This is a genomic window from Chryseobacterium arachidis (assembly GCF_900129245.1).
Taxonomy (GTDB): domain Bacteria; phylum Bacteroidota; class Bacteroidia; order Flavobacteriales; family Weeksellaceae; genus Chryseobacterium; species Chryseobacterium arachidis.
Genome location: NZ_FQUT01000008.1, coordinates 112,345 through 137,861 on the forward strand (window position 1 = coordinate 112,345; position 25,517 = coordinate 137,861).

Sequence of the window (25,517 nt, forward strand, 5' to 3'; positions counted from 1 at the left end):
CATGAGACAAAGACTTATCCATAAAACAGAACATCAGGAAAATAACAGCCTTTTAAGAGGTTCTTTAGCTAAAAATACCATCGTTGCAGACGCGATTTCTTTACAGTCGTTATTATTTGATTCAAAAATCTCGAAAGATGACTGGACGGAAGGTTTAAAATACCACAGCAAAACGCTGACAAACTTATTATTAAACAATCAGATTGAAGAATTTAATCAATATCTGCAATCTCAATTTGGCGGAGAAATCTCAGAAATAAAGCCAACCGCAGAATTTTCAAGAACGGAAGTTTCTGAAGCTAAAAAGGGTGTTATCGCCCTGGATTACCGTCCGATTTTGCAGGACCTTTTACAAACCGCCATTTTAATTGAACATTCTACGATACCACCTTATTTAACGGCTTTATATTCTATTAAGGACGGAACAAATATTTTGGCCTCACAAATCATCAGAAGTGTTGCCGTAGAAGAAATGCTTCACATGATCATGGTTTGCAACGTAATGAATGCGGTAAGTATTCAGCCATCCGTAAACAGACCGCAAAATTATCCTACCTATCCGATGAAACTTCCGATGAATGTTGATTTCTTTGTAGGCCTGGAAACATTTTCATCCAACAGTATTGCCACTTTTATCGCGATTGAAAGTCCAAGCAGTCCTCTGGTAAAAGCTCCGAAATACACTCCTGAGATCGAAACTTCCGCTTTGCTTTCGAGAAGTTCAGTTCAGAAAAATAATTTCTGGACCTTGGAAAACATGAAAGATTTCATGATGAAAAATGTTCATACGATTGGTGAATACTATGACGTATTATTCTTTTATATTGTTGTTTTCCAAATCATTGCTTATTACAAAGAGCACGGAACATTTCCTCAAAATTTTGAAGAATTAAATAGAGGCGGCATTTTCACGGGAGATCCTGCAAAACAGATCCGTCCTGAGCAATATTACGGAAGCGGCGGAAAACTGCATCCTGTTGATGCTTTGGAAGGCGTAATCCTTGTCTTTCAGGAAATTAAAGGACAGGGTGAAGGTGCGGATGATTCTATTTTTGATGTAGATCCGTCGCAGTTTGAAGAAGGTGCTGAACTGGCGCATTATTTCAGGTTTAAAGAAGTCTTCCACGAGCATTTCTATGTCGGCGGAGATTACCGGCCTTTCACCGATGAAAACGGAATGATGCCTGTAACGACTCCACCTGTCGGAAAACCGCTTCCTGTAGACTGGAGCGCAGCTTATCCTATGAAACCGAATCCTAAAATGTCGGATTATCAGTCAAATCCGGCATTATTTGAACAGGGAAAAGCGTTCAATGCTACCTACAAAAAATTATTGGATGCAATTCAGGCAGCTGTAGAAGGAAATGCTGAAGAACTGCCAAAATCCATCATGTATATGTATGCACTGAAAGAACAGGCTATCGGACTAATGAGCCAACCTTTGGATTCTCAATATAATGCAGGACCAACTTTCGAATATCCTTCAAACTAATAAAAACTAATAAACTTAATATACCATGTTAAAAAGAAAAAAAGAGATCATTCAAGATCTTAACGCAAGATTGTTAAAAGCTTCACCTGAAGAACAAAAGGGCTATTTAGCTCAATTAATGGATGGCTATTCCAAGCTATTGATCGATGATCCTGTAAGACCTTTCAGCGAAGAAAACCTGAACGAAATCGCAAACAATGTCGATTACGGAATTTTAGCAGCCCTTGACGGAACCTGGGTGAGCTATAATGCCAATTACAATAAAAATATAACCAGACCATCTTTAGGAAGCGGAGTTCACACGACAATCATGCCTTCTCCAGGGACGAATCAAAATACAATTCCTGGGAAATTCAGTTTTGATACTGAAGAATATATTGAAAAATTAACCTTCGAAATCGTTCCGGGCGGTGTCCGTAACCGTGGTGGAGCAACTGAATTGTTCTGTGGTGCAGTAAAGTATGACCAGACCATTAAAAGCGTCAATAAGTTAGGAGATCAATTACAATACGCCGGAATTCACGAAGAAAACGGAATGTATCTTTGGCTAAGTGACGTTTACAATTACGCTGCAACGAAAGAAACCATTGAAAAAGACCGTGGAATCCATGCTTTTTCTGAAGAGGACTATAAAAATTACGGCTATAAAGGCGAATACAGAAACGAACCATTGGTAGAAGTAAGAGACGAAAACGGTAATTCTTCGTACATCCTTTTAAGTCAACTAAAAGAAGGACAGCAATACTACGAAATCATTCCGGCTCAGGAGATAAAGCCAATGGATGGAATTACAGGACCTTATTTTATCCCTGATTATTCAATCTCCAGAAGCGGTGTCATTCCTCACGGAAGTACGGTTACTTTATTGGGAGATATTGCTCCGAGCGGTTCAAATTATTTAATTCCCGGTGCTCCGCAATTTCCTTATGGAAATGCAACATGGGATCCGCCTCATCTTGCCATCTCACCAACAATGGGAGGTGCAGGTGCAAGTGTTACAAATCCTATTAATCTTGACGAACCAGCTCCAGCTTGGGTTCATGAGACCTTAACAGATCAGAACGATCCGGGTTCAAATAAAATTTATACGCAGAGAATTCTTGCTGATGAATTATATCCATACTGTGTAAGACCCGATATGAGATTAAGAGACACTTTAAGCGGACAAAACGTTGAAAATTATGTTCTTATCCAGATGTCATCCAAAATGAAAACCGGAGCACAGGGCGGAATTTTAAATGTTCCTTTTGTGAACCGTTTTGTTCCGACTGTGGAAGTAGATTTCCGATTATGGATCGAAACTGTGATTGAAGATGGAAAAGAAATTCTTCAGCTGCAATACGAACAAATCATTTTCTTTGAATTTGACTTTGGAAATGATGGCGGAACTACAAGCTGGCCGCACATTCAGGTAAATACGCTTCGTAAAATCGAGGATATTCCTGCGGATCAGAGAAAAATAATTGAACAGGAATTCTTCAATGCTCCTTCAGGAATGAGTATGACAATGCCCGCTTCAGTTGAAAGTGTAACTCCGCCTTCAGGATGTCCTTATCATAAAGGTTAAAATTTATTCTAAAAAATTAAAAAACCCTTCAAAATAAATTTGGAGGGTTAATTTTTACACACTGAAATTGTTTTAAATGGTCAATCCATGAATATTTTTCACCTGCCCCATCACAAAAGTGCTGTGTGTACTTCCTATTGAAGGCACTGCCCCCAAAATATTGAAAACAAAATTCTGGTACTGTTTCATGTCTTTCACATATACCTTTAGCAGAAAATCAAAATCTCCTGAAATACTGTAACATTCTGCGACCTCTTCAATTTCCATAATTTCTCTTTCAAATTCTACGGCGAGATAGCTATCATTACTTTTCAGCTTTAGCTGGCAATATACCGTAAAGCCAAGATTAAGCTTTTCTGCATCCAAAACTGCAGCGTATTTCTTCACATAGCCTTCCTGTTCCAGACGCTTCACACGCTCAAAAACCGGCGAAGGAGAAAGGTTTATTTCCTTTGCGAGCTCTTTTACGGTCAATTTTGCATCCTTTTGAAGTAGTCTAAGTAATTGTAAATCTTTATTGTCGAGATGCTCCATAGAATATTATTCTTTTTGATGTTAATTTTAAGTCAAAGATAAAGAATTTTATTCTACCACATTAACATTTTAAAGGTTAATTTGCTTAATGTATGAGAAATCATTAATATTTTATTCTTTATTTCTATTTTTACTCAAGACATTTACCAACTCTATTACACTGTTGGAAATAATAAAAAGTAAAAGGGAATATTTTATATCGAGATCACTCTGATTGGGGAGTGGTCTCATTTTTAAAAATAAAAATATATTCTCTCGTTAATACAAAAAAATTTTTAGTAAAATAATCTTAGGGGAAGCAGCTGTACATTTTGTAGGGTTGCTTTTTTATTTAAAATCTTTGTATTCAGCACACTTTTGAAGAAATTATCAGCATTCTGATAAACAACAATATCCATTTTTATGAACAAAAATCAGAATATTATTCTAATCTATATTAAATTCCTTTAACATTAAAGGATAATTTACTCTGCAATAAATAAATTATAGTTTAATTATCTTTTTTAATATTAAATTATCATTAATAAATTCTTTATAATTATTTTTAAGCAAAATTAACATTCACAATTCTGCCTGAATTTTATTGAATTATTTTAAATAAATTTAGTTAAACATTACCATATGAGAAAAAACTACCCTTTTTTATTTTTTATCTTTTTACTCTCTTTTTTCTCCAAAACCGATGCACAGACATATCAACTCACCGGAACGCCCATTAATACAACGGGGTGGACGATGGTTGCGCCTACCGTTGTCGGAACCGGAGGGGATTTCATTCAGCTTACCCCTGATACCAACAACCAGTCCGGCTCAATAAGGCTGAATGAACCTATCAACCTTAAATATTGTGATAAATGGAGAGTGGAATTCGATTTCAGAATGGATTCCAACCAAACTGCCAATGGCGACGGTATTGCTTTCTGGTATTTACAGAATCCGCCAATAGCCAGCGTATTAGGCTCAGGACTTGGGGTTTCCCAGAATGCTGTAGGCTTAGTTGTAGGATTCGATACATACAACAATACCACAACAGCAGTGATGAGTAAAGTGCATGTTGGTTACGGACAGATTGCAAACACTACGGATGCTAACAATGTAGAATTTTTCAACATTCCGGGAAGTTCATTCCATTCTCCCGACATGAATACCACGCTTCCTTTTCAGGGAACGAATTATAAGCATGTAGAAGTAACTTCAGATGTAGTTCCGGGAACCCAAAACTGGATGATAAAGATAACCATCAACGGTACACTCATCTGCAATCAGATTTTTGCTCCTTCAGGTGCAGCGGCAGCTATGACCGTAGGATATTTCGGATTCTCGGCTTCTACAGGGGGCAACAGATCAAGACATTCGATTAAAAATGTAAAGGTTTTCGTAGATAAAATTCCTTTGTTGCAAGGCGCTATTTCAAAAGATATCTGCCCGGATGCTACAGGGATGGCGACTGTTGATTTAACGACTTTCAATTCACAGCTTACTGCGAATCCTAACAACTATACTTTTGCGTATTATATCGGTGGAACGCCTATCGCCAATCCCACGAACTTTCAGTATAATGCCAATACAAACATATCGGTAGTGATAAAGGATCCTACACTGGTCTTATGTGATAACAATGACGCCACAATAACCTTGAGGGTTGCACCGACAGTTACCACAACAGATGCTACATTAAGAACCTGCTTCATTGAAACCAAGCCGTCTACAGGGCTTTTCAACCTTACTACCGCTTCTGTAATCGGTACATCATCAGGTATTACCAAACAGTACTACCCTTCTTTAACGGATGCCGAAAATCAAACAAACGCAATTGCAGATCCTATTAATTATATTGCACCAAACGGAGTGGTATACATCAGAGTAAGCAACACATTTGGATGTTATGATATTGCGAAAGTAACATTGGAAGTTATTCCGCCCGTTTTCTCTAATGTTTTAGAGGATAAAATCATCTGTATGGAAGATACGACTACATTGGATGCAGGGCCCGGCTTCGTGAGCTATCAATGGAGCACAGGTGCTACAACAAGATCTATTACCAACGTAGGAGTAGGTACTTATTGGGTAAAATTGAAGACAGGAACATGTGTGGCTACTCAGGCTGTAAAAGTATATGCTTCTGAACAACCTGTTATCTCAAGTGTTGATATTTCTAATAATGTGGTTACAGTACATGCAAACGGTGGTACTCCGGCTTACCAATATTCTTTGGATGGTATCCAGTGGCAGGAATCTAATGAATTTAAAAACATGCCAAGAGGAGATTCTAAGATATTCCTTAAAGACGCTTATGACTGCGATCCTGTGGTTATCACGATCATTGTACCCAACCTTATCAACGTAATCACTCCGAATGGTGACGGAATTAATGACGGAATCGATTATTCTGCACTTGCCGGAAAGCAAAACCTTGTATTCAATGTATTCGACAGATATGGAGCACAGATCCACAGAGCCGATAAATCAAACAAATACAAATGGGACGGTACTGCCGGGGGAAGAAAAGTTCCTACAGGAAGCTACTGGTATTCCGTTTCATGGAATGAAAACGATAAGAAAAATACACCCATCACTTACTCGGGTTGGGTTCTTGTAAAAAACAGAGACTAATTTCAATACAATAATCATTACTTAAAATTTATATCATGAAATTTAAAATATTTTCAGGATTCTTGCCTATTGCAGCCCTGCTGCTGGCATCTTCTTTAGAAGCGCAAAACTTTCAGCAAATGCCGATAGCGTCGGGACTCACCTCTGATGTTATCGCCAATGGAATAGGATCATCAGCCATATCTACATCTACGGATGTGGATGGGGTATCTTACGCCTTTGTTTCGAGGGATTTTCAGGTAAACGCATCAAGCACCCCACTTACGTATGGATTACCTGTTAACCGACTTATCAATAGCGTGGTTGCTTCAACGCCGGGATTATCCTATCAGCTTCCTGATTATAATTCAAGCAACTCTTTAAAATTATCAACACAAAATAGCTCCGGGACAATAACTTTTACCACACCGATTCCGGCTTTCAAACTGTATATGCTTGCAACCAGCGGAAGTGGAGCATCAACCGTATCTGCTGTGGTAAATTTTACGGATGGCACATCCCAGACCTTCACAGGAGTAGCGGTTCCGGATTGGTATGATAACACAGGATTCGCTGTTCAGGGCTTTGGAAGAATCAACAGAACCAATGATAATCTGGAAGCCAGTACAACAAATCCGAGGTTATATCAAATTTTGTTAACTATTGGTGCAGGCAATCAGTCGAAACCAATCCAAAGTGTTACAGTTACAAAAACATCATCGGCTCAGGGTCATGCTAATATTTTTGCATTCTCTGCAGATGCCTACTCTGATTGTGCTGCTCCGACATTAAACGCTGTAGGAACTCTTACATCAAGCAGTGCAGATGTCTCGTGGACAGCTCCTACAGGTACGATTGCCTCGAGCTATGATATTTTTTACAGCACAACCAATACAGCTCCTACAAGCGGTACCTCACCTATTATCACGGGGATTACAGGAACTTCAACTACAATTCCGAATTTAAACCCGAATACGACTTATTATTATTGGGTAAGAGGAAACTGCAGTACGGGAGGAACGAGCCAAAGCGTATGGTCTTTCTCAGGAACATTCAAAACATTGTGTGGAGAAGTAACCAGCATGTTTGAAAATTTTGATTCTTATACGACAGGAAATATTGTTCCTACCTGCTGGGTAAGGCTTGCTGGTTCGGGTTCTCAGACCATAACATCAACATCGCCTGCTTCAGGAACCAGAAATATTTACCAGTCAACATCTTCTACTGCAACACCAACTTATGTTGTGCTTCCAGCGTTTTCTAATATTAATTCCGGAACCAGCCAGTTGAGATTTAAAGCCAGAGTAAGCACTGGGGCTCCAGGCTCTCTAATTGTAGGTTATGTAACCAATACGGCAGATGCTGCCACATTTGTCCCATTACAAACCTTAACTATCACCAATACATCCTATACAGCAGCAGGCTCTGAATACACTGTTTCAGTTCCTAATACAGTTCCTGTCGGTGCGAGATTGGCAATAAGAAGTACCAATGATGGTAAATCTTATTATTGGGACGATGTATATTGGGAAGCTTCTACCCTGTCTACTTCAGAGGTTAATGCAAACAAAAAGAAATTGACCATTCATCCGAATCCTTTCAAAGATGTGCTATACATTTCTGAAATTGAAAAAGTGACCTCTGTTACCATCAGCGATATTTCCGGAAGAGTGGTGAGAACGATTGACAATCCTACACAGGAGATCAATTTGAGTCTATTAAATTCAGGATTATATTTGGTTAACTTAAGAATGAAAGACGGTACTCAGTACACCGTAAAAGCAATTAAAAATTGATTATTTAATATATTGCACCCAGGGCGATTCAATAAAATGAATCGCCCATTTTTTTGAAAACCACCTACCTAGGAAGCTCAGGCATTGAAACATTTTCAGTTTTTGAAGTTAATGTCTTTAAAAACGCTTCCAGCTGAGCAATTTCTTCATCCGACAGTTCCAGCATTCTTACCATCCCGGATTTTTCGGATTTTAAAGTAATTCCTTCGTGAACTGTTGATCTTTTTTGCGAATATTCCGGATTTCCTTTGCTGTAAAAATCGATCACTTCTGTTAAAGTTTTCATCGATCCGTTATGAAAATAAGGAAATGTCCGTGAAATTTCTCTTAAACCAGGAACTCTGAATTTTCCGGCATCCTCAGGTTTTTTCGTTACTAAGTATCTTCCCAGATCCTCTCCTTTTTCACCCAATAAAGATGTACCGACATTTTCGAACCCACTGTTGGAAAAATATCCCGAATTATGACAGTTCATACACTGAGCCTTTGTTCTGAAAAGATGCAGCCCCATCAATTCATCATTGGTATAAACTTCTGATTTTCCGTCGATAAACTGATCAAACTTACTTGATCTACTCTTAATCATTCTTTCAAAAGTGGCAATCGCTTTGGAAATTCGGTCTTTCGTGGCGGTTTTATCACCAAAAGCTTTTTCAAATAAAATTTCGTAGCCTTTTATTTTTGAGATTTTCCCGGCTGCAATGTCAATATGTTCACTCATTTCTCTTTCATCCTGAATCGGCATTTGCGACTGCTGTTCCAGAGATTCTGCACGCCCGTCCCAGAATAATGATTTTGCATGTGCCACATTCAGAATACTCATGGCATTACGGATTCCGAGTTGTCGGTCGTGCCCGAAAGAAAATGTCCGGTTATCACTCCAGCCCAGTTCCGGATCATGGCATGAGGCGCACGCGATCTGATTGGATTTTGAAAGTCTGGGATCAAAAAAAAGTGTTTTCCCCAGTAATTCTTTTTCTTCCGAATAAGGATTATCATCAGGAAATTGTACGTTCGGCAGATGTCCGATTTCAACAAAAGAAGATGCAGATTCAGGATCTAAAATTGGTTTTGGCCACTTTGAAGAATCTCCCGAAGAATACAGTTTTCTCAGGGTATTCATAAAAGCATTTCTCTGATTTACCTCTTTTTGTACCTTATTGCTTAAACAATTATTGAGCAGCGAGACAACAAGAAACAAAACCAAAATCCAACTTAAAACATTCTTCATGGTCATACGGAAGTTTCAGCAAAAATATGATATTTTTATTTCCTATCAATCCGGTAAAATTTAGAATTAAAAAAATTTAACTAAAATAAAAGCTTTCCTCCGCCGTTACTACATTGAACTAATTATTAAGAACAATCAGGTAATGTTCAGTTTTAATTATTTTTCACCGCAAAAGACACAAAAAATTTTAACACTTTAGCTACGTACTCAAAAGAATACATAAGCTTTCGAAAAATCTCTGTTTTTTTTAATCCTTTCGATAGCTTTTATGATTAAATATTCATACAGCTTTTGTTTCTTTTGCGGTAAAAAACAAGACCAGTTAAAAGCATATTTTAAAGTTTTACGTTTCATTCACATGATTGAGAATTAATTATTTTATATTTAAACTTTTATTCAAATAATAAACACAACTAAATGCAGACATTATCCTTGAAAATTGCCACTTCTGCAGCAGCAATTTGCTTCAGCACATTGGTTTTTGCACAACAAAAATACTCGGTAAGCGGCACTGTGAAAGATAAGAAAAATGGAGAACTCTTACTCGGAGTCACAGTAAAAGTGGCCGAAGACCCTACGATTTCGGTCGTTGCCAACGAGTACGGATTCTACTCTCTTTCACTTCCCAAAGGAACGTACAATTTAATTATCTCGAATCCCGGCTTTAAAGATTTTCAGCAAAGCGTTACTGTAGAAAACGATATAAAGCAGGATTTAGAACTCAGCCAGGAAGGGAGAGAGGAAAGAGATGAGAAAACAACAAAAATTGATGAGGTCGTTATTTCCGGAGTTAAAAAAGATAAAAATCTTTCTTCCGCTCAAATGGGAACGGAAACTCTAAGCATTAAAAACATTGAAAAACTTCCGGTTCTTTTCGGTGAAAAAGATGTGATGAAAACAATCCAGCTTTTACCCGGAATCAAAAGCAACGGTGAAGGCAGCAGTGGATTTTCCGTACGAGGCGGCGCTACTGACCAAAACCTTATTTTGCTGGATGAAGCAGCGGTTTATAACGCTTCTCACCTGCTCGGATTTTTCAGCACATTTAACAGTGATGCTCTGAAAGATGCGAGTATTATTAAGGGAAACAGTCCTGCCCAATACGGTGGGCGACTTTCTTCTGTGCTTGATGTTAAAATGAAGGACGGGAATAATAAAGATTACAATGTCAACGGAGGAATCGGTCTAATCAGCAGCAGATTAAGCGTTGAAGGACCGATTCAAAAGGAAAAATCTTCATTTATTGTTTCGGGAAGGAGGACGTATGCCGATTTATTTTTGAAGGCAACCGATGATTTCAAAGACAGTAAATTATATTTCTACGATTTAAATTTAAAAGCCAACTACCAGATCAATGAAAACAACAGGCTTTATTTATCAGGATATTTCGGAAGAGATGTTTTGGGATTGGGCGATACTTTTTCAACGGATTGGGGAAATACAACGGCTACTTTGCGCTGGAACAGCATTATCAACAGTAAGTTATTCTCCAACACCTCGTTTATCTACAGCAATTATAACTATAATGTTGCATTAAGCAGTAATAACAATACTTTCGGACTTGACTCTAAGATTGAAGACTGGAATCTGAAACAGGATTTCTCCTGGTTTGCCGGTAATAAACATTCTATAAAGTTTGGATTACAGTCTATTTATCATACAATTACCCCAAGCAGTGCTTCCGGAACGAGTGTGAGCAGTTTTCCGAGAAACCCGAGATATTCGTGGGAAAATGCGCTGTATATTAATGATGATTTTAAAGCAACAGAAAAGCTGACGATCAATTATGGGGCAAGACTTTCAATGTTCAGTGTTTTGGGTGGAGACACTTTTAATACTTATCAAAATGGAGTTCTTACCGATTCTGAGTTTTTGGAAAAAGGAAAATTCGGGAAGACTTATATAAATCTTGAACCGAGAATTACAGCCAATTACAGAATTAATGAAGTCAGCAGTGTGAAAGGAGGCTATTCCAGAAATACACAGAATCTACATTTATTGAGCAACAGTGGAAGCGGAAACCCAACCGATCAATGGATTGGAAGCAGCTACACCGTAAAACCGGAAATTGCAGATCAGGTAAGCGTGGGCTACAGCCGAAATTTCAACAATAACAATTATGAGCTGAATGCTGAGATATATTACAAATCCATGCAGAATCAGATTGATTATAAAAACGGAGCGCAAATCAGTTTCGATACGGCAGCGGATGTAGAAAGCGAATTATTGTTCGGAAAAGGAAGAGCGTACGGACTTGAACTAATTGCGAAAAAGAAAAGCGGAAAATTAACCGGCTGGATTTCTTATACTTTGTCTAAAACCGAGCGAAAAATCAACGGAATTAATGATAATGAATGGTATAATGCAAGACAGGACAAAACACACGATCTCTCGGTTGTCGCAACGTATCAGCTAAATCCAAAGTGGTCTTTTTCAGGATTATTCCTTTACAGCACAGGAAATGCAGTGACTTTCCCTACCGGAAAATATGAGCTGAACGGGCAAACCATTTTCCAGTACAGCAGCAGAAATGCGGACAGAATGCCGGCTTATCACAGAATGGACCTGAGTGCAACCTACGAACCAAGTTCCAATAAACGTTTCAAAGGATCGTGGTCTTTTGGAATTTACAATGTGTACGGACGAGAAAATGCCTATACAATTACCTTTGAAGACAATCCGGACAAGCCCGGAACGACAAGAGCCATGCAGACTTCGCTATTCCGTTGGGTACCAAACATCACTTATAATTTTAAATTTTAATTCATGAAAAATATATTTTTAATCATATTATCTCTGTTTTTAGTCACCTCCTGCGAAAAGGAAATCGATCTTGACCTTGAGGATCAGAGCGGAAAAATCGTCATCGAAGGAAATATAACCGATCAGCCAGGGCCTTATTACTTAAGAATAACAAAATCAGTTGCTTTTACAGAAACCAACCAATATCCTGCTATAGAAAATGCGCAGGTGGTGTTAAGTGACAATACAGGGCAAACCGAAACATTACAGTATGTAGGAAACGGAAACTATAAAACTTCAACCTTCGCAGGGCAATCGGGAAGAACCTACACCCTGAAAATTAATGCAGAAGGACAGCAATATTCAGCACAAAGCACAATGCCTGAAGCCGTTTCTTTCGATGATCTGGAGCAGGATTCTTTTATGGTAGGAGGCGAAACGAGCTATACCCTTCTGCCTGTTTTCAACGATCCAACACCTTTGGGGAACCGTTATCTCTTTGTTTATACGGTAAATAACAATCCTAAAAAGTTCTTCTCTGAATTTTCTGATAATGTAAATAACGGGCAACCTAACCAAAGACCTCTGTTGCTTCCTAATGATGATGGAGATGCAGATGATATTAAAGTAACTATTGGCGACACCATCCATGTTGAAATGCAGTGTATCGACGAAAGCGTATACACATTTTACTCTGCTCTTTTACAGCTTTCAGGAGGCGGCCCAGGTGGGGGTGTCACGCCGACTAACCCGCCGAGTAATATCAGCAACGGAGCGTTGGGATATTTTTCTGCACATACTGTGAGAACAAGAACTGCAGTTATTCAGTAAAAAATTTAACAGCACATAAAAGAAAGCTATTCGGAGACCTTCTGAGTAGCTTTTTTATTGATTTATTTTAATCGACTTTCAGTTTAGCTAAAATTAATTCTAACCGATGTAACAAATATTCTCCGAAAGGTGTCTTATATAAGAAACATAGTTTTTACATGAAAAATATTTTGATACCCATCGCTTTATTGGCGAGCCTTTTTACTTTTGCACAATCACAAAAAGACACCATAAAATCTTCAGAAAAAGAAATTGAGGCTGTTACGGTAATTGCAAGAAAACCCACGGTAGAATCCAAAGCAGACCGTACCGTTTTCAATGTTTCCAACAGCTCTATCCTTGCAGGAAATACAACCTGGGATGTTCTCAGAATGACGCCGCTGGTGAGCATTGACAATAATGATGCGATAAAAGCGGAAGGAGAATCTGTTACAGTTTATATTAATGACAGAAAAACGGTTTTTACCGGTAAAGAATTAAAGGAATATTTAAAAACAATTCCTGCAGACAACCTGATGAAAATTGAGGTAATTACCAGTCCGTCTTCCAGATACGAAGCCACAGGATCGGTGATTAATATCGTTCTTAAAAAGCGTGATGACGAAGGGATCAAAGGGAGTGTCACCTTAAATAACAGACAAAACACAAAAAATTCCCAATACACCAATTTAAATTTAAATTACCATAAGAAAAACTTTACCCAGACCTTCAGCGGAAGCTACGGAGACAATACATACGTACAGAGAAGTTCCAGTTTATTTAACTGGTATGCCGACAAATCTACCAATCAGATTGACAGCTATGTTACCGGCAGAAGCAAAAGTCCTTCATTCTCCTCTACTTCGGAGTATGAAATCAACAGCAAAAATACGGTAGGTGTTATTTTAGAATATTATCAGAGTAATTCTACTTCCAGTTCAAAAGCCAGCAGAATAAATCATATTGATGGGGTTTTTGAAAGTTCTTCAGAACAAAATCAGAATGCAACAGGACTCAACCGTAACCTGGGAACCAACTTATTTTACAAATGGTACGATAAGGAAAAAAATAAAATTTTAGATGTTAATGTAGGGACAAACTATTACGGACAGTCCGGAGAAAGCTATTTTATCAACGATAAACTATTTGCCGACGGCTCGTCGTCTATGGAGCAAATCGGTATTCTTTCTGATACTGAAAACAGGAATTACTATCTGAAAATAGACTATACACAGCCATTAGGAAAATCCGGTGCTACCTTTGAAGTCGGAGGTAAAATTAACTTCAACAATAACGTAGTGCCCAACGATCTTTATGGGGATATACTTGCAGGATTGAGTTCTCATGATATTTTCCATTATGAAGACAATATCAGTTCGTTATATGCCAACTATAGCCGCACTTTCTTTAAAAAATTAGAGACAAGAGTCGGTCTCCGTTACGAATATATCGATTACAGAATGCGTCAGGATGTTTCGGGAAAATCAAGAAAAGATGCTTACGGAACTTTTTTACCTAATTTATTATTAAAATATTCTTTTTCAGACAAATATGATTTAACATTAACGTATAACAGAAATCTCTGGAGACCTTGGTATGCGGAATTCAACCCGTTTATGACTCCGAATACAGAAGGAATCTATAACAGAGGAAATATGGATCTCAATCCAAACCCAAGCGACAGAGTCTATATGAAACTGGGAATTTTAAAGAAGTATTTTATTTCCGCAAGATATTCTTACACCAATCAGGATTACTGGACAGATTATCTGCAGGAAGAGATCGGTGGTAAGAAAGTTTCTGTCACTCAGGAATCCAATTTCAACGGAAAAGTTCACAAATACTATTTGTATGCGAACACCAACCAGACTTTCTTCAAAAATAAACTGACGGTAAACCTAGGACTTGGATGGTATTACATCGACAATAGTGATTTCAATGTGAAAAACGGATTGACGAACAATTATTACATCAACTTCCTGAGTGCTTCTACCAACCTTTCTTACACGAATCTTTTTAATAAAAATATTAATTTAAGTGCCTGGGTAGAAGTTTCCAATCAGAATAACGGAAATTCCAATACCAATAAACCTAATATCTTCCATAATATTTCTGCCACGAAAATATTCCCTAAAACACAAATGGAAGTCAGCCTTCAGCTGATGAATATTTTCCAGAGACCTAATTATGATGCGACGACCTACAATACCACAGGATACGTGCGAAGTGCTTCGAAATGGGATTGGTACGGAGCATCCATCTCTTTCGTGAAACGTTTCGGAAATCAGAAAGTAAAAGAAAATACCAAAACCGATGTTGAAAAAAACGGCGGCGGCGCTAAATAATTTTTTAATGTTTAATATGAGAACGGATGATAAATTAATTTTTATAGTCCGTTTTTTTGTTAAAAATATTTCAGATAAAGAATCAAAGTCTTTTTAAGTTTATAATTTACTTTTAACATTAAGAAACTAAGAGTATTTAGCTTAAAAAACTTAATAAAGATCAATTTATTGATTTCTTAACCGAACACACCTTACTTAACTGAATTACTTAATGTTAAGAAAAAGAATAGACAAAGTTTATTTTAATTTAGAAAATTAAGAGAGAGCTATAAAAATTTATTAATAAGAACCCGTTGTGCATTTTGATTTGTTTTTCGTCATTTCGATTAGATTTTTGAAGAAAATCGTATTGAGAAATCTTTAATTTTGAAGATAAATTCCATTCTCAATACATTTTTTCTCCACTTTGTTACGAAAAAATACTCGAATTGACGAACCACATATTAAGTTTTTCAAAATGCACAACGGGTTAATAAAATTTAAACCGGCTATTAAAAAAAAATTATAAATATTTAATTTTTAAATTACAAATGGCATAGATATTATTATATATATAGCAAATACAAAAAGATGAAAAATATTTTGCAATATAGAAGATTAATAGACCGTTATTTAATTCTCAGCGTTAAATCCCAGTTTAATCTGGAGCTCGATCTCACCGGTGAATACACCTTTGCAGAAAATTTGGTATCTAAGAAAATTATCGTGGCAACTACCTTTACAGAACGTATATTTTCAAAGCCATCGGTAAAGCTTTTCCTATCTTCACTGATTGCAGAACTCAATTATGAAAAATGCAGTATAAGCTTTATTAAAAGTAAACTAAGAGCTTTGAAAAAAGGGCAATCCGGACAGAACATAAAGGAGGAATTATCAGAAGAAATATAAAAGAATCCCGGCTTATCTACCGGGATTCATTATAATAAATTTTAAAAGCAATTACTGTAAATATTTAGCGACTTTATCCTCAAGATCTTCAAGATTGAAGGGCTTCGCAACATAATCATCCGCCATCGCCTCTTTTGCCAAAGCAACGATATCGTTATTGGCCGTTACATAAATCACAGGAATCTCCTTGAATTCGTTATGATTTTTAAGAAGCCTGGTAGCCTCCACACCACCGATTTTCGGGATCCAGTTGTCCATCAGGATAATATCCGGCTGATATTGCGTTACTTTATCCAGAATATCATGTGAGGTCTCTGAAATTTCGACCTGATATCCGTTTTCTTCAAAAATAATCGTAATTACTTCCAGAATTGTTTTATCATCATCGAAAATCAAAATTTTCTTTTTACTCATATTAGTCAGTATATTTAAACTTAGTTAGGGGTTATTTTTTATAATTGATTAATATAATACGCCAGATTATCCGGCTTTATAATTAAATCATAATCGATTTCTTCCACGGCATGCTTCGGCATATAATTTACTTCGGCCGTTTCAGGATCTTGGATCCAAACTTTACCTTTATTTTTTTTAATATAGCCTAAACCTTCCACTCCATCGGCATTCGCTCCGGACAAAAGTATGCCAATCATGTTTTCGCCGTAAATTTCCGCCGCCGATCTGAAAGTTACATCAATAGACGGGCGCGAATAATTCATCTTTTCCGAACTGTCCAGCGACATCATTTTTTTATTTTCAAACAATAAATGATAATCTGCCGGCGTTATGTATAATTTATTAGCCTGCATCTCGGTTTTATCCTCAATTTCGATCACTTCCATCGAAGAAAACTGCTGAAGCAGGGTCTGCAGAATATTGGTTGTATGCGCTTTTCTGTGCACTACCAAGAGAATAGCAAAATTCAGCTCTTCGTTTAAGTTTTTAATCATCTCCAGAATAACCTGTAAGCTCCCTGCTGAGCCGCCGATTACAATTAATTCTGTTTTTATGCTTTGTGTTTTCATGATGAACAAGGTTACTGATGATCTACTTTTTTCCAGATCTTCTGATCTTCAATCTGGCTGTAATTTTTATCTAATTTAGAAAATCTCAGCGTTTCTTTTGCTCCTAAAGCTAAAAATCCTAAATTTTCCAGGCTGTTATCAAAAAGACGGAATACTCTTTCCTGCAAGCCTCGGTCAAAATAAATCAGCACATTTCTGCAAATGATTAATTGAAAACTGTTAAAAGAACTGTCCGAAACAAGATTATGTGTTGATAAGATCAGCTTTTCCTGAAGGCTTTTATCGAATTTCACACTGTCATAATTAGCCGTATAATAATCTGAAAAATCTTTTTTACCGCCTGATAAAATATAATTTTCGGAATACAGCTTCATTTGCTGCAAAGGAAAAACTCCGGCTCTTGCGGTTTCCAAAACCGACGGATTAAGATCTGTTCCGTAAATTAAAGATTTATGATAAAGATTAGCCTCCTTCAGTAAAATCGCCATTGAATAAGCCTCTTCCCCCGTAGAACAGCCCGCCACCCAAATTCTGATTAAAGGATAAGTTCCCAACTGGGGCAGGATTTTTTCTCTTAACGTCTTAAAAAACTGCGGATCCCTGAACATTTCTGTTACATTTACTGTAATTTCTTCTATAAAGCGTTTCAGATATTCGGGATCATTAAGAATGGTATATCTAAGCTCTGCAAAACTGGTAAACCTGTCTATCAGACAGATCCGGTTTACGCGGCGCTTAAAAGAGGCACGGCTGTACTCTGAAAAGTCGTAGCCGTACATATCATAAACGTCTTTAATCAGGTATTCCACCTCTTCATCTTTTACGATACTTGGTTCCAGCATTTACGGCAGTTTTTCTATGGCAGTTATTAACTGATCAACATCAATCGGTTTTGAAACATAATCCTGAGCCCCCGCATCAAGACATTTCTGTCGGTCTTCCGGCATAGCCTGAGCCGTCACCGCAATTACAGGGATTTTACTTATAGAAGGGGTTTCCTTTATAATTTTTATAGCCTGATATCCATCCATTTCAGGCATCATCATATCCATCAGCACTACATCAAACTGATTATCTTTTTCAAGAATCTCAATGGCTTCCTGAGCCATCGTACAGCTTTCTGTCTGGTAACCGCGAGACTTTAATGTCAGCTTAAGGGCAAATATATTTCGTGGATCATCGTCCACAATTAAAATTTTCTTTTTCATCAGAATTTCATCTGTTTAACTTTCATATAACCAAACACGAAGCAAGGATAACAATTGATCGATATCCACAGGTTTCGAAATATAGTCCGAAGCTCCTGCAGTAATACATTTTTCACGTTCCCCGATCATCGATTTTGCCGTAATCGCAATAATGGGCAGGCGCGCGAATTTAGGCATTTTTCTGATTTCTTTTATCGTTTCATAGCCATCCAATTCAGGCATCATCATATCCATCAGAATAACATCTACATCGGGGTTTTCTTTAATCTGCTGAAGGGCATGTTTTCCGTCCATGGCAACAACGGCTTCTACTTTATATTTTTCGAGAGCCTTGGTTAAGGAGAAAATATTACGGACATCATCATCTGTGATCAGTATTTTTTTACCGCTTAGTACTTCTGTTAAAGAGCCTAATGTTTTGTTTCTTACCGTTTCAATTGAGGTATTTTTTTCTTCAACCAAATGCAGGAACAGCCCAACCTCGTCTAAAATTCTCTGATAAGAATGGGCAGTTTTAACGACAATAGAATCGGCATACTGCTTGATTTTCAGCTCTTCTGCTTTGGATAGGTTTTTTTCAGTAAAAATAATGATCGGGAGATTTTCTAATCCGTCGTAACTCTTTATCGATTCAATGATCTGATATTCATTTCCTCTTGACGATGCTCCTACATCCAGAATCACACAGTCAACCTGGTTGGTGGTTAATGCTTTTACACTATCTTCCACGTTATTCTCCACCGACAATGAGATGTTGAAATTACTTAAGAAATAGGATAGCGCACTTGCATGTTTGGCATTTTCTTCCACAATCAGTACTTTTTGTGGACCTTTTTTCAGTGCTTCCTCAATTTTTCTGAAAACATCGGTCATTTGATCCAAAGCCACAGGTTTGCTGATAAAATCGATCGCCCCTTTCATTAAGCTTTCCTTTTTTACATGCAATGCAGACATCATGTGAACAGGGATATGTTTGGTTTCAGGATGAACTTTCAGTTCTTCCATTACCTGCCAGCCGTCTTTCACCGGCAACTGAACATCCAGCAAAATAGCCTGCGGATGGTACTGCAGCGCTGCGGATAAACCATAGTCTCCTCTCACTACAACCACACCTTTATAATTCTGTAAATGAGCATACTTCAGGAGCGCTTTAGCAAAATTTGTGTCATCTTCAATGATTAAGATTACTTTATCATCTTCATTAATATTATCTCTGTCGTCATCCACATTATCAGGAATTTCCAATGTCGTAAATGTTTCTTTTGCTTCAACTTCTCTGTCTTCCAGAATATTGTGGATTTCTTCTACATCTTCACGGATAATTTCCACCAGATCCTGATCGGTTTCAATCTGAGCAATTTCCAAAGCTTCTTTTACAGGAATAATTAAACTGAACTCACTTCCTTCGTTTACTTTGCTCTGAAGAGTCAGCTCTCCGCCTAGCAGTCTTGCAATTTCTCGGCTTATTGATAATCCCAAGCCCGTTCCTCCAAATTTTCTCCTTGTAGAACCATCAGCTTGTTGGAATGCTTCAAAAATAATCTTCTGCTTATCTTCTGCGATCCCGATTCCTGTATCTTTTACAGAAAATATAATGAAATCTGTCTTTTTCGGATCTTTTTTAATATGTAAATTTATACTTCCGTGTGTAGTAAATTTCAAAGCATTCGAAAGTAAATTTCTCAATACCTGGTCCACTCTCAAACGGTCGGTTTCAATAATTTTCTTTACTTTTTCATCAATTTCAATATTGAATTGAAGTTTTTTCTCCTGAAATACCGGATTAAATAAATTTTTGAGATCTTTCACAATATCATCAATCGCAACATCCTGATATTCCAGAGTCATTTTCCCGGATTCTATTTTGGCTAAATCTAAAATTTCATCAATTAACGTCAATAAACTGCTCCCTGAGCTTTGGATAACTTTTGCCGATTCAATCTGATCTTCATTTAAATTCTCTTCAGGATTTTCTGCCATTAACCTTGATAAGAGAAGGATCGAATTTAACGGAGTTCTTAATTCATGTGACATATTAGCCAGGAATTCAGACTTATATTTTGTACTTAAAGCCAATTCTTCTACTTTTTTCTGAATCTCATTATTGCGTTCTGCAATAAGATGATTTTTCTCTTCCAGTAATCTTGAACGCTCCTCCAATTCAGCATTGGCCTGCATTAATTCTTCCTGCTGAACCTTCAATTCTTCTTCAGAAGCCTGTAGTTTCTGTGTCTGAGCCTCCAATTCTGTATTCAAATTTTCCAGTTCGGAATGCTGAACCTGTAATTCTTCCGACTGTGCCTGGGTTTCTTCCAATAATTGCTGTTCTTTCTCGCGGCCTTTTGCTGCACTTAAAGCAATGCCTATATTCCGGCTACATTCGATGAAATAATCGATTCTGTCCTGCTCAAAATTAGATGTTGAACCCAACTCCATCACACCGATAATATGGCCGTCCGCATAGATAGGAACCAACATAATCCCGTAGATCTGGATTGTACTGCTTGCAAAAGTCACCACAAAATCATCCTGATGAAGATTGTTGTACACCTGAGGTTTTTCACTAATGAAAGCCTGGCCTACCATCCCCTCTCCCGGTTCGAAAGTCTTTTTCATATTATTTTCAAGACCGAAAGCTGTGCTTAATTTCAGGAGGCCTTCATCATAAAGATATAATGATCCGTTGATACATTTACCATATTCAACCAACTGATTCAAAGATTCCTCAGAAACTTCTTTCACCGATTTGTTGCCGACTAAAGATTCATTTAAAATGGCAAGACCTTTCTGGCGCCAGTCGCTTTTATTGATGGTATCAAAAGAATGCTTCAAAGATTCCGTCATATGATTCAAAGAGCCTACAAGGTCTCCCAAATCGTCTTCTGCGTTATCAACAACCTTTTGGCTGTAATCTCCATTCGCAATTCTGTTGGCAATCTGCTGAATGGCACTTACACGTCTCGACATTTCCAGATCTTTAGCCTTCAGCATTTTTTCCAGCTTATCTCTTCTGATCAGATCCGCCCGTAATTTAATATAGAAAAATGCCGTCACCACCACTGCAGCAATGGCCGAAAAAATGATGAATAAAACGGTAGTTTTAGAGGATCTTGTAAGGTCTTTATTTTTAATAGCCAACTGATTTTCTTCATATTGAGAAAAATCTTTTACAATCTGCCGGCATTTATCCATATATATTTTGCTTTCTAAAATCTGCTCCTGGGTCATCATCTGCCCTTTTCTGCGATTTTCTACGAAATGCTTCAGATTATCCAGATTTTTTTCTACATTCTCTTCTAATGAAGTTAACAGTTTTTTTTGATGCGGATCTGTAATTTCCAGACTTTTGGCATATTCAAATGTTTTGGCATATTCTGCAACACTTCGATTATAAGGCTCAAGAAAACTTTCACGGCCCGTGAGCTGATATCCTCTGTTTCCTGTTTCGGCATCCAGAAGAGCGACCAATACATCTTTTACGGCAGTAACTGCACGCCTGCTTCTTCCTACACTTTCACGATGCTCCATCTGGTTTTGAATACTTAAATAAGATGCAATTGAACTTGCAATCAATATTAAAAGAGATAAACCAACACCAAACTGAAGATTTCTTATAATTTTTTTCGGCATAGAATTAATTTAAAGGTAAAGTGAAATAAAAGGTCGATCCTTCATCTAATTTACTTGAAACACCAATATTTCCGTGATGCTGCTTGATAATTTCCGAGCAGATGAATAAACCGATACCCATTCCCTGAAACTGCACGGAAGATTCTTCGACACGGTAGAACTTATGAAACACAGCTTCCTGCTTAAAATCGGGAATTCCTATTCCGAAGTCGGTAACATTGATCTTTACTTCCTGCTCTTCTTCGTCCACAAAAGTGGTGACGATCACCTGATTGTTCTGAGGAGAATATTTAATGGCATTGGTAAGGAAATTGATCAGAACCTGCTCAATCCTGATCTCGTCGATCGGGATCAGGATATCCGGCAAAATGCCGTCGCGTTTTATTTTAACTTTATTTTCGTCGTGGGTCTGAAGAATAGTTTCAATGGCATTGCTGATGACATTTTCCAGATTGGTTGGTTTTTTATTAATTTTCAGCTTACCGTTTTCAATTTTAGAAACATCAAGCAAATCTGTAATCAGCGTATTTAATTTTTCAATCTGATCCAGAACTTTTGTTACAAAACCGGCTTCAGAACTGTCTTTTTGAAGTTTAAGTTTTCTTTCCAGCAGTTGAACATACGCTTTAATACTTGTAAGTGGAGTTTTAAGCTCATGGCTGGCAATGCTCAGAAATTCATCTTTTTCTTTCTCTACCTTTTTCTGATCATCAATATCCGTAAACGTTCCTACCCAGTTTTTAATTTTCCCATCTTCATGAACCGGAGTAACCCTCAGCAAATGATAACGGTAATCCTCTGTTTTGATATTTTTAATTCTTACCTCCAGCTCAAGCGATTTGCCTTTCTTTCTGCACCGTTCAAACTCTTCGGAAATGTTGTGATCATCCGGATGGGTTTCGGGGAAATCTCTTTCGGAGTTCGAATACTGATACCATTTTCCGTTTACAAAATCGACTAAACCTTCTTCATTTAAAGTAAACGCAATCTGTGGTAAAGATTCGAGCATCAGATGGAAATGATCGATCTGGGATTTCATGGTCACCTGGGATTCACGCCTTCCTTTCACCTCAAGCTCAAGGCTCTGCTGTGTTTTTTTCATCGCTACATTCTGCTCCTGAAGATTGTAAAAAGTCTTTACTTTCAGCATCAGAATTTCCGGATCCACAGGTTTTGTGACATAGTCTTTCCCTCCGGAAGCGTAGCCTTTCGTAATAAACTTTTTCTCGGTGTTCACCGCAGACAAAAATATAATAGGAACATCCTTCGTTTTACTGTATCCTGCCAAAGTTTCGGCAACTTCGAAGCCATCCATATCTGGCATCTGTACATCTAAAATGATTAAAGCATAGTTATTTTTCAATGCTTTCCCTAAAGCTCTTTCTCCGGAATTCGCGGTATCTACCTGAAAATCTTTAGATTCCAACAGTTTTTTCAGCGAGAAAAGATTGCTTTCGTTATCATCAACAATTAAGACCATAGAAACGTAAAATCAATAATTAATTATATTTACTTTAGTTTCAAAAATACTCACAAAATTCGATAAAACAGTTATTTTTTCATGATTATCGCTATATATACCACATTTTTACAGAGATTTTTTATGATTCGGAGAATAAAATAAAGATTAAGTGTCTGATAGTTTTATTTTTACTTTCAGCCGAAAAGTTTTTGGCATTTTTTTATTTGTTGCTAATTTATCGCTCTGCTATTTTAAAAATTGTATTATCCTACCCGTTCTGCATTTTGATTTATTTTTCGTCACTTAAAGTAAATTTTTTGAAAAATGTGCTTGTAAAGGATAAAGATGTCTAACATTCTATGGCGTCCCAAAAAAGATACCGTAGTTTTTTTGGTATCTAATGCAGTTACCTATTCTTTTTAAGAGCCTGTTTAAAAATTGATCAAAATTATTTCCCCGATCCTCACGGGAGTAATTTTGCTTAATTTTAATTGGAGTTTTGTGCCCTTTAAGGTCGGCATAAACAATAACCCCATTAAATCTCGATTTGAAATAAAATTTTAACAGGCTCTATGATGAGAATTAAATTTCAAATTAATTTTAATAAAATGCTCATTTTAGATACCACAGAATCCTGTTTTCTCTTATAATGGTCTTATAGTTGCAGATTTATCACCAATCAATCACTAAAATATATCTATAATGGAAACTAAGACCCCAACAAAGAAGGCAGCAACAAAAAAAACGGTAAGAACTAAAGCAGCTGCAAAAACTCCTGCTAAAAAAGGCGCTGCAAAAGAATTAAAAGATCTTTTTGAAGATTCTCTGAAAGACATCTACTGGGCAGAAAAAGCGCTCCTGAAAGCATTACCGAAAATGATGAAAAATGCACAGGATGAAAAGTTGAAAAATGCCATCAATAAGCATATCGGAGAAACAGAGACCCATGTGGAAAGACTGGAAAAATGCTTCAAATCCTTGGGAAAGAAACCTCAGTCAAAAAAATGTGATGCAATGCAGGGGTTAATTGATGAAGGAAAAAGCATCATGGAAGAAACGGAACCTGGAACAGTAAGAGACGCCGGAATTATTGCAGCCGCGCAAAAAGTGGAGCATTATGAAATCGCCACTTACGGAACACTGGCTGCTTTTGCAAAAGTACTAAAAGAAAAAGACTGTCTGAAAAATCTTCTGGACACTTTAAACGAAGAAAAAAAATGTGATGAACTGCTTACTAAAGTCGCAGATACCAATCTGAACAAAAAAGCAAAATAATTACTTCTTCAGAAAAAGAGAGACTTCTTACAGTTTCTCTTTTTTATTGAAAATAAACTATTCTTTTTATTTTAAACTTGTTTAATTTATTATCTAATCACATCAGTCACACTAGTTTACAGTTTAATCTGAAAATAAAGATTACAGAAAATCGAAGATTTTCAAAAAACTACTGTGTTCTAACAGGCAGCGTAACAGTCATTTGAAAATCTTCTGTAAGAGATGTGATTACATTTAAAATAGTTTAAAAAGACTTTTCTATAAAAATCTGTTCAACTTATTTTATTTAAAATAATCACTACGAATAACTGCAAAGCCTGTTGAATGGCACAAATTCTGATAATAAAAGAATACACCAAATAATAAATACTATGTCTATACAAATTAAAGTTGCCTTTTGCACCGAATGCAGAGGTTACCATTCCGCTACCCCTTCCGATAAGAAAAATATTAATCATGCCGATGTTACCGATCATTTCTTTTATCACGGCGAACCTTTCTTTACCCTTGATTCCGCAACATTTGACAAGGCATCGAAGCTGGAAAATACGGAAGTTATTACCATGAGTCTCGAAGAACATATTAAACATGATCATCTTTATTGTTACTGCGACAAAAAAACAGCTATTTCGAAGAATAATTATTATTACGAATCTTTGGAACCAGCAACCGAAGTCTTAATGAGTGAAAAGTGGAGTGATACGGATTATTATTTCAAAGATCTTTATTATACCTACAATAATTTTCACGGGCTTGTAGCCGGGAACCACAACAACTATAACAGCAGCAGACCCTAAATTACAAGCATGAAACAGCATTACTTTAATAAGATCTCAGATGTCCTCTGGGATTTTATTTTATTGTAATGTTAACTGTTAGTTTCATTAAAAAATTTACTAAATATGATTCCAAGCATAAAG

The 25,517-nt window shown here is 37.0% G+C and carries 18 protein-coding genes; 10 read left to right on the plus strand and 8 right to left on the minus strand.

Annotated elements, in window-relative coordinates:
* Position 1 precedes the first annotated feature (1 nt).
* Both BUA89_RS14625 and BUA89_RS14630 read left to right on the plus strand, forming a co-directional pair.
* Positions 2-1,492 (plus strand): ferritin-like domain-containing protein, encoded by a 1,491-nt coding sequence (locus tag BUA89_RS14625; RefSeq protein ID WP_072959490.1) that lies wholly within the window; start codon positions 2-4, stop codon positions 1,490-1,492.
* Positions 1,493-1,517: 25 nt separating this feature from the next.
* Entirely contained in the window at positions 1,518-3,059 is a 1,542-nt protein-coding gene (locus BUA89_RS14630; protein ID WP_072959493.1) for a peroxidase, FMP-type, read from the plus strand.
* A 72-nt stretch (positions 3,060-3,131) separates the two neighbouring features.
* On the opposite strand, the gene BUA89_RS14635 is transcribed toward BUA89_RS14630, so the two are convergent.
* The gene (locus BUA89_RS14635; protein WP_072959497.1) at positions 3,132-3,593 is read right to left on the minus strand and encodes an Lrp/AsnC family transcriptional regulator; all 462 of its coding nucleotides are present in this window, start codon (positions 3,591-3,593) and stop codon (positions 3,132-3,134) included.
* Between the two features lie 621 nt (positions 3,594-4,214).
* On the opposite strand from BUA89_RS14635, the gene BUA89_RS14640 reads away from it, so the two are divergent.
* Together BUA89_RS14640 and BUA89_RS14645 are read left to right on the plus strand one after the other, a co-directional pair.
* Complete coding sequence (locus BUA89_RS14640) at positions 4,215-6,206, plus strand: T9SS type B sorting domain-containing protein (RefSeq protein WP_072959500.1); 1,992 nt, start codon at positions 4,215-4,217, stop codon at positions 6,204-6,206.
* Positions 6,207-6,241: 35 nt separating this feature from the next.
* Positions 6,242-7,981 (plus strand): T9SS type A sorting domain-containing protein, encoded by a 1,740-nt coding sequence (locus tag BUA89_RS14645; protein WP_072959503.1) that lies wholly within the window; start codon positions 6,242-6,244, stop codon positions 7,979-7,981.
* A gap of 64 nt (positions 7,982-8,045) precedes the next feature.
* Here BUA89_RS14645 and BUA89_RS14650 read toward each other — a convergent pair whose 3' ends face one another.
* A complete protein-coding gene (locus BUA89_RS14650; RefSeq protein ID WP_228420563.1) occupies positions 8,046-9,104 on the minus strand; it encodes a cytochrome-c peroxidase in 1,059 nt (352 codons plus the stop codon).
* A 525-nt stretch (positions 9,105-9,629) separates the two neighbouring features.
* Between BUA89_RS14650 and BUA89_RS14655 the strand changes: the two genes are divergently transcribed.
* The 4 genes from BUA89_RS14655 to BUA89_RS14670 all read left to right on the plus strand — a co-directional run bounded on the left by BUA89_RS14655 (position 9,630) and on the right by BUA89_RS14670 (position 15,997).
* Positions 9,630-11,975: a TonB-dependent receptor gene (locus BUA89_RS14655; protein WP_072959509.1), complete on the plus strand. Its 2,346-nt coding sequence runs from the start codon at positions 9,630-9,632 to the stop codon at positions 11,973-11,975.
* A 3-nt stretch (positions 11,976-11,978) separates the two neighbouring features.
* A complete protein-coding gene (locus BUA89_RS14660; RefSeq protein ID WP_072959513.1) occupies positions 11,979-12,785 on the plus strand; it encodes a DUF4249 domain-containing protein in 807 nt (268 codons plus the stop codon).
* 158 nt (positions 12,786-12,943) lie between these two features.
* Positions 12,944-15,109 (plus strand): outer membrane beta-barrel family protein, encoded by a 2,166-nt coding sequence (locus tag BUA89_RS14665; RefSeq protein WP_072959518.1) that lies wholly within the window; start codon positions 12,944-12,946, stop codon positions 15,107-15,109.
* 570 nt (positions 15,110-15,679) lie between these two features.
* The gene (locus tag BUA89_RS14670) at positions 15,680-15,997 is read left to right on the plus strand and encodes a hypothetical protein (RefSeq protein ID WP_072959521.1); all 318 of its coding nucleotides are present in this window, start codon (positions 15,680-15,682) and stop codon (positions 15,995-15,997) included.
* A 51-nt stretch (positions 15,998-16,048) separates the two neighbouring features.
* Here BUA89_RS14670 and BUA89_RS14675 read toward each other — a convergent pair whose 3' ends face one another.
* The 6 genes from BUA89_RS14675 to BUA89_RS14700 are packed head-to-tail and all read right to left on the minus strand — an operon-like array spanning position 16,049 to position 23,340.
* A complete protein-coding gene (locus tag BUA89_RS14675) occupies positions 16,049-16,411 on the minus strand; it encodes a response regulator (RefSeq protein ID WP_072959525.1) in 363 nt (120 codons plus the stop codon).
* A gap of 38 nt (positions 16,412-16,449) precedes the next feature.
* On the minus strand, positions 16,450-17,022 hold the full coding sequence (locus BUA89_RS14680; RefSeq protein WP_072959528.1) for a chemotaxis protein CheB: 573 nt from the start codon (positions 17,020-17,022) through the stop codon (positions 16,450-16,452).
* 11 nt (positions 17,023-17,033) lie between these two features.
* Positions 17,034-17,864: a CheR family methyltransferase gene (locus tag BUA89_RS14685; protein ID WP_072959531.1), complete on the minus strand. Its 831-nt coding sequence runs from the start codon at positions 17,862-17,864 to the stop codon at positions 17,034-17,036.
* Positions 17,865-18,230, minus strand: a complete 366-nt coding sequence (locus BUA89_RS14690; RefSeq protein ID WP_072959534.1) for a response regulator — start codon at positions 18,228-18,230, stop codon at positions 17,865-17,867. It abuts the gene before it with no gap.
* A 15-nt stretch (positions 18,231-18,245) separates the two neighbouring features.
* On the minus strand, positions 18,246-21,860 hold the full coding sequence (locus tag BUA89_RS14695) for a response regulator (RefSeq protein ID WP_072959536.1): 3,615 nt from the start codon (positions 21,858-21,860) through the stop codon (positions 18,246-18,248).
* Between the two features lie 4 nt (positions 21,861-21,864).
* Positions 21,865-23,340, minus strand: a complete 1,476-nt coding sequence (locus BUA89_RS14700; protein WP_072959539.1) for a hybrid sensor histidine kinase/response regulator — start codon at positions 23,338-23,340, stop codon at positions 21,865-21,867.
* A 684-nt stretch (positions 23,341-24,024) separates the two neighbouring features.
* Between BUA89_RS14700 and BUA89_RS14705 the strand changes: the two genes are divergently transcribed.
* Both BUA89_RS14705 and BUA89_RS14710 read left to right on the plus strand, forming a co-directional pair.
* Positions 24,025-24,597 (plus strand): YciE/YciF ferroxidase family protein, encoded by a 573-nt coding sequence (locus tag BUA89_RS14705; RefSeq protein ID WP_072959541.1) that lies wholly within the window; start codon positions 24,025-24,027, stop codon positions 24,595-24,597.
* Between the two features lie 371 nt (positions 24,598-24,968).
* Positions 24,969-25,394 carry a TroA family protein gene (locus tag BUA89_RS14710; protein ID WP_072959544.1) on the plus strand — a complete coding sequence of 142 codons (426 nt, stop codon included), beginning with the start codon at positions 24,969-24,971 and terminating at the stop codon, positions 25,392-25,394.
* Positions 25,395-25,517: the final 123 nt, after the last annotated feature.